Source organism: Phyllobacterium sp. P5_D12 (assembly GCF_054049495.1).
Genome location: NZ_JBFUMG010000294.1, coordinates 1 through 5,518, shown reverse-complemented (window position 1 = coordinate 5,518; position 5,518 = coordinate 1). Strand labels below are relative to the sequence as shown.

Annotated in this window: 4 protein-coding genes; all 4 read right to left on the bottom strand. The window is 56.5% G+C overall.

Annotation, left to right across the window (positions count from 1 at the left end; translation table 11 throughout):
• Nucleotides 1-1,759, bottom strand: a 1,759-nt coding sequence (locus tag ACXJ5O_RS17500) for a TonB-dependent siderophore receptor (protein WP_457300998.1), incomplete at its 3' end; no start/stop codon positions are given.
• Between the two features lie 186 nt (nt 1,760-1,945).
• A complete protein-coding gene (locus ACXJ5O_RS17495) occupies nt 1,946-3,130 on the bottom strand; it encodes a PLP-dependent transferase (protein ID WP_457300997.1) in 1,185 nt (394 codons plus the stop codon).
• Complete coding sequence (locus ACXJ5O_RS17490) at nt 3,127-4,533, bottom strand: MATE family efflux transporter (protein ID WP_457300996.1); 1,407 nt, start codon at nt 4,531-4,533, stop codon at nt 3,127-3,129. Before ACXJ5O_RS17490 ends, ACXJ5O_RS17495 begins: the two co-directional genes overlap by 4 nt.
• Nucleotides 4,530-5,495 (bottom strand): GNAT family N-acetyltransferase, encoded by a 966-nt coding sequence (locus ACXJ5O_RS17485; protein ID WP_457300999.1) that lies wholly within the window; start codon nt 5,493-5,495, stop codon nt 4,530-4,532. The genes ACXJ5O_RS17490 and ACXJ5O_RS17485 overlap by 4 nt, the downstream gene beginning before the upstream one ends.
• Between the last annotated feature and the right edge of the window lie 23 nt (nt 5,496-5,518).

The following is a 5,518-nucleotide window of genomic DNA, read 5'->3' as shown; positions in this document are numbered from 1 at the left end:
GGCTGACGCCGTGGAAGAGGTTCACGACCGTCTCGAGTTCGAAGCCGCGGTGCCGCACTTCCCCGGTCTGGACCTGGAAGTTGGGATCGTCCGGATCCGGCGTCAGCACATTGGATTTGGTGATCTCGAAAACCGAACCGGTAACAGTTCCCGGGAAATAATCCGGTTCGTACTTCACGCCTGCTTCATATTGCTGGCCCTCGGAAGGCGAGAATGCCTGTCCGTCAAAGCTTTGACCGATGGTTGGCGTGAAGGATTCGGAATAGCTGACGTAAGGCGTCAGGCCATTATCGAACAAGTATCCGAGACCTACTCTTCCAGAGAAGGCACTGTCCGATTGCTCGCTGGTTGAATTGCTCAAGCGGTCAAAGGTCTTGTCTTCGACCCAGGACTGGCGTCCACCCAGAGTAAGCAACCAGTGATCGTCGAATTTGGTCTGCGTCTGTGCGTAGAGCCCGACCTGATCGACGGTCTCACGGCGATCGAGATAAATTGGAGGAGAGGGAACATCGATGCCATAGACGGGGTCATTGATATCGAGGTTCGGTCCGGTATCGAAGCCATTTTGTCCATCAACAGTCTGGCGGTCGTATGAAAGGCCCATCAACAGGGTATTCTTGATGCGTTTGCCCTCATAGTCGTACTGAACACCCGTATCGACACTGAAGAGTGTTGCCGTTTCGTCAACCGTGAACGCCGTGCGGTTCATGGTGTCATCGTCGATCATGCTGGAATAATAAAGATGTCTGTAATCGGTTTCCTGCTGCGAGTAGCGGAGGTTCTGCCAGACTTTCCACTCGTCGTTAAAGCTGTGCTCGAACTCATAGCCGATGGAGCCGTGGTCTGCATCGAACCGGTCGAAATTCGGATCGGATGCGGTGAAACTGCGCGAGAATTTCGGAATGTTCGGGAAGGCTGGATTGGCGACAGGCAGGAACGTATTCGGCGTCAGTTCATCCCACTGGTAGTTGGCGAGGATTGTCAGCGACGTGTCGGCGCTGGGTGACCAGGTGATTGCGGGCGCTATGAACACCCGGTTGTTCTTTGAAAAATCCGTTTGCGTCTGCCCATCGCGGAAAAGACCCGTCAGGCGATAGGTCCACACGCCTTCCTTGTCGAGCGGACCGCCCAAATCAATCCCCGTCTCATAGGTGTTGAAGGATCCGTAGCTGGCATATGCGCTGTAAAGCGGGTCCTGGGTCGGCCGCTTGGTCACGAGGTTGACAATGCCGCCAACCTCGTTCGAGCCATAGAGGACGGAAGCCGGTCCCTTGARCACCTCCACCCGTTCCAGGCCGTATGGCTCGGCTTTGAAACCAGAGAAGTCGATAGCCTTTTGCGGCAGGCCGTCGCGATAAACAGCGTATGGGCCAATATCAAAGCCACGGATCAGGAATTGATCGAAGCGGTCATCAACACCCCAGGGTGAGGCTGTCACGCCGGAAGTGTAGGCAATCGTATCCTCGATCTGCTCCGAAAACCGGTCGTCCATCTGCTCGCGGGTAACAACAGAAATGGATTGGGGGATTTCACGGATCGGCGTGTCGGTCTTGGCGCCTGTCAGCGTATTCTTGGCGATATAGCCTTTGTCAGGGCCAACAGGGCTGGTATCGCCATCGATGACGATAGTGTTCAGCTGGATTGAGGGCGCTTCCTGGGCAACTGCGATATTTGCCATCATCAACCCGGCAATCGACGTCGTCACCAGCAATCGGGCACGACGCTGCCGCCTTGATGAACTGGCTTCGGTCCAAATCATTGCCCTGCATCCCCGCATGACACACCCCTTGTAAAAACTTGACTCTGCTTGATAATTTACATGAGTTCTGTACTCATGTTTAAAGATGACTACATTTGTCATCTTATGTGAGTCAAGGCGCGATCGGTAAAATGCCGATTTTTTTGACGCGCCCTGCCCAATCAGCAAGAGGCTGTGGCCCCAATGCTACAGACGTGCACCATGCAGCGCTTGCTGGATGTCGCTCCAGATCACTTCTGGCTCCTCGAGACCAACCGCAAAACGTATGGTTTGCGGATTGACACCGAAACGAACGAAGGACGTCATGCGATCAGGAATTTGCAGCGCAGCCTTTGCTGGAACCACAAGCGTTTCCGGTCCGCCCCAGCTGACACCAAGCCGGATATGGCGCAGCGCGTTGACGAAACGCGCCACATCAATATCGGGGCTTAGATCGAAGGCGAACAGACCGGAAAAGCCCGTCAGCGTCTTCTTGMCCGGATGATCGGAGAAGGCGGGATGACGGACGAGCGCAATGTCCGGATGTTGCTGAAGATGCTTGGCGAGCACGAGCCCGTTGTGCATATGTTCCTTCAGCCGCACCTTCAGTGTCCGCATACCGCGCAGGAGCAGCCAGGCCTCGAAGGGCGAGAGCTTTGCGCCGATGTACGGGTAGGTCGAGCTATTGATCTTGGCGATCAGATCACGCGGACCTATAACCACTCCGGCAACCGTATCGCTGTGGCCACCAAGATATTTCGACGCAGCGTGAATGACGATATCGACGCCATGCTGGATCGGCTTTTGGAACAGCGGGGTTGCCCAGGAATTGTCGATCACAGTCGTAACGCCATATTCCTTCGCCATCGCCGTCAACGCTTCGATGTCCTGCAATTCGAAAACCATCGAGGTCGGGTTTTCCAGGTAGAGCAGCTTCGCGCCGGGCAAGGCAGCACGGACTTCGTCATGGTTGGACGGATCGACAAAGTCCACAGTGACGCCAAAACGGGCGAGCAGCTTGACGAAAAGCCGGTAGATATCATTGTAGAGATGTTGCACCGCGACAACCCGGTCGCCCGCTTCGACAAGGCTCAAGATCGTCGCTGTTATCGCAGCGGTGCCGCTGGAGAAACCACGTCCGTCCTCGGCACCTTCCAGCCGGGCCGTCAGCAATTCGAACTCCCTCACCGTAGGATTGTCGCCACGCGAGTAGATATAATTTCGGGACCGCCCGGCAAAGACATCCTCCATGGCCTCATAGGTGTCATAGGTGAACAGGGAGGTCTGGAATATCGGCGGCGAAACCGCATTGAACGCAGCATTATCGACTGGCGAAAACAGATCGTCCGGCATTTCGGCATTGAATTCTTGCGGTGGCATGGCTTTGTTCATGAGGCCCTCTCAGACACGATGCTGTTGAAACTGGTGATCGGATTGGATGACGAATGGTCACGGAGCTGGCGCAGGGTCATGACAAGGATGCCCAATGACATGAGTGCGGTTAGCGCTGGCGCAACAAAGAGGCTGACCAGAACTCCGTCGAACTCAAACCAGTGTGGCAGGATGAAGAGCAGCGGCAGCAGGAAATAGCCATTCTGCGCAACGCTGATAAAACCCGCCAGACGCGCCCGGCCTTGGGCCTGCAGGAGAACCAGCAGTATCTGCCTTGTACCGAAGAAGACGAACGGGATGTGCGTGACGACGAGTGTCTGTGCCGCAATATCCGCGATTTGGATGTCATTTKTGAAAATCGCGGCGACGGGATAGCGCAGCAGTATGGCGCCAAGACCGTAAATGACGGCAAACATCGACGTGAGCACGAGCAGCGTTCCAGATGCCGAGAGCAACCGAGCGGGATTTTTCGAGCCGCTGGCGAAACTCAACACCGCCTGCCCGCCGAGCGAGAGACCAACAATCGGCAGCATGCCGAGGGTCAGGACGCGCATTGCAATGCCCACCCCGGCAATACCGTCGTCCCCACGGTAGAATCCGGCGAAAGTGAAAAGCACAGCGAAGCTGATGCTGCTCAACATGCTTGTGAGCGTTACCGGCAATCCGATGAGAAGGACCGGCCTGAGAACATCAACGCGGAGTGCCATGAACCGTGCCGCTACGTGCAAGGTCCCGATTCGCCTGCGGAAGTAGAGGAAATAGGCACCGAGCGCTGCAATCTGCGATATAATGGTGGCGACTGCCGCTCCCGCCAGCCCAAAATCGAACCAGAAGATCATGATTGGATCGAGGACGATGTTGAGGGCGAAACAGCCCATCAGCGTCCACATGCTGAAGCGCGTGTTGCCCTCTGAAATGGCGATAAAATCCGAAAGTATCTGCAGCATGGTCAGCGTCACCGAAAAGGCGACGATCGCAAGATAGTGCTCGGCTAATGGCAGGATGGCTTCGCTGGTGCCAAAGAGGACGAGCAGCTCACGCTTGAAAAGGAGAATTGCAACCGTCAGCACGAGCCCGAGCGGTATCGCCAGCATGACGAGCGTTGACGCCGTGATGCTGGCCCGCTGCGGATCGCCGCCGCCGAGCGCACGGCCGACGGCGGTGGCAACGCCAACGCCAAGCCCCTCGCCAATCGCTCCGACCATCATCAGGATTGGCAGGACAACGGTGATCGCCGCGATCTCATGACTGCCGATCGTGCCGACGAAGACCATATTGATCGTGTGATGGACGGCATTGATCGACAGGCCTGCAACCGCAGGCATGCCAAGCCGGAAGATCAGACGAGTCAGTGCCGGATCATTCAGATCATCAGGGGCAAAATAGGCCCGCTTCGCCGTCATGATGCCGGAACCCAGCAACGATCGTCGAAGAAACGCTCCCGCGTCAACATCACGAGCAATGCCCGCTTGTGCGGGAAGTCAAAGTGCTTGACCTTGGCAAAGCCCGAGCGGTCAAGATTGCGGATCTGCTGCTCGTGGCTGGCGCGCGGCTCGCCGACGATGCGCTGTGTACGCGGGTCATCGAGAAAGATGAAATGCATCAAAGACGGGAGCCAGGCAGTGATCCATTGCTTGCCGCGATAGGCTGGTTCGCCGATAGCGACATGCCAGCCGCGATCATAGTCCTGCGCATCATAATAGGGCCCGAGGCGGTTCTCCTTGGCCCAGTAAACCTCGAAATATCCAAATGGCACACCGTTGAAACAGCCGATCAGCGCCAGCATGTGCGGATCGCTTAGGCGCTCTTCGAGGATAGCCGCGTGCTTCTGCCTGTCACCGCCATCCTCCCAGATCACATTGACCTGCTCGTCGTTCATCCAGCGATGGAAATGCTCGAGATCGGCCTTGGGATCAGCAACCCGGAAGGAGAGGCTCTGGTCGAGCCATGGAATATATCGGTCGTAGACAACGCCTCTCGGCTTTCGCGGCCGCTTCGGATGGTATTGTCCATTGCTCAAGACATGCACTTGGGGATTTGGATAAGCCGGCTTTGCAATCCATGGTGCCGGCCATTGCCAGAATGATCGCGGATCGATCAACAGGCGATCGCCGTCAAATGTGCCGACCGGGAAGTCAGATGCCGGCATATTGCCGATCTCGATAATCCCAATGTCGCGGGACTGCGCGGTCATGAATTCGATGGCCGACGACAAGACCGGAATTGCTTCGGTCTCTTTGAGATCCGGCAAACCAAGTTTCAATCCGTCCGGCGTCGTCTGCACCGAGACAGTGTGAGAGCCGCTGGCCGTCGAAACCCGCAACGTTTCCGGCGTTGGCTGTGCAGCCGTTTTCAGGAAGCGCAATGAGACAGGGAACCGCTCAACGC